Source organism: Frankia sp. CcWB2, assembly GCF_977927585.1.
In genome coordinates, this window is record NZ_CDWRCM010000122.1 from 9,682 (window position 1) to 10,585 (window position 904).

The 904-nt window shown below is 69.4% G+C and carries 1 protein-coding gene and 1 pseudogene; both read left to right on the top strand.

Annotated elements, in window-relative coordinates:
- Positions 1-218: 218 nt before the first annotated feature.
- Entirely contained in the window at positions 219-566 is a 348-nt protein-coding gene (locus ACY45C_RS13770) for an ArsR/SmtB family transcription factor (protein ID WP_023839852.1), read from the top strand.
- A 127-nt stretch (positions 567-693) separates the two neighbouring features.
- Positions 694-904 (top strand): annotated as a pseudogene (locus ACY45C_RS13775) (malic enzyme-like protein); the annotation flags it as partial.

The following is a 904-nucleotide window of genomic DNA, read 5'->3' on the forward strand; positions in this document are numbered from 1 at the left end:
TGCGATAAAGAGCCGTTTTCCGGCTCCGAAGTGTGGTAACGAACAGTTGATAAATTCTGCAACTGGCGGGAAGGCCGCCATCGGGCGCGAACGGGTCGCGGCGCTGCTCACCATGCCGACGTGGTCTCTGGGTGGGCGGTCGCCGGTACTCCGGCCAGGTTGGTACCTCGGCCGGTAGGCCCCGGCCGGAGCTGCGCGGAGTCGACGGGAGGTGGCTCGTGACGAGGCGAGTTCCGTTGTACCAGGCTAAAGCGGAATTTTTTCGCATGCTTGGACATCCGGTGCGGATTAGGGTGCTGGAGTTGCTGCAGGACGGGCCGATGCCGGTGCGGGATCTCCTGGCCGCGATCGAGGTGGAGTCGTCGAACCTTTCCCAACAGCTCGCGGTGCTGCGCCGGTCCGGGATCGTGACCGCGACGCGGGACGGCCCGACGGTGGTGTACGCGCTCGCGGGCGGGGACGTGGCGGAGCTGATGCGCGCGGCCCGGCGGATTCTGACCGAGATGGCGGCCGGGCAGGCCGGGCTGTTGGCCGAGTTGCGCGAAGCGGAGACAAGCTCCTCATGAGCATGAAATGTGGTGGACCGATCTCCGGGAGTCCCGCCTATGGGACTCCCGGAGATGGGAACCCCGCCGAGGGGTCGCCTGGGGGACCGGCGCGCACCCGACGGAGTCGGGCACGGGTGGAGCCGGCGTGACGCCCTCTGGCCCGGCTGTCCCGGCCGGTTCAGCCGGTCCAGCCGGGGTCAACCCCGCCTACAGCGTCACGGTCCGCGTTCCGCACCGGGCCACGATGATTATCGAGGCGGTCATCGCCGCAGCCCCCGGCCCCGTGACGTGCTACGCGGACGAGCCGGATCCCGGGGGCGGCCGGCGGATCACGTTGGATGCCGACAGCGGGTCCA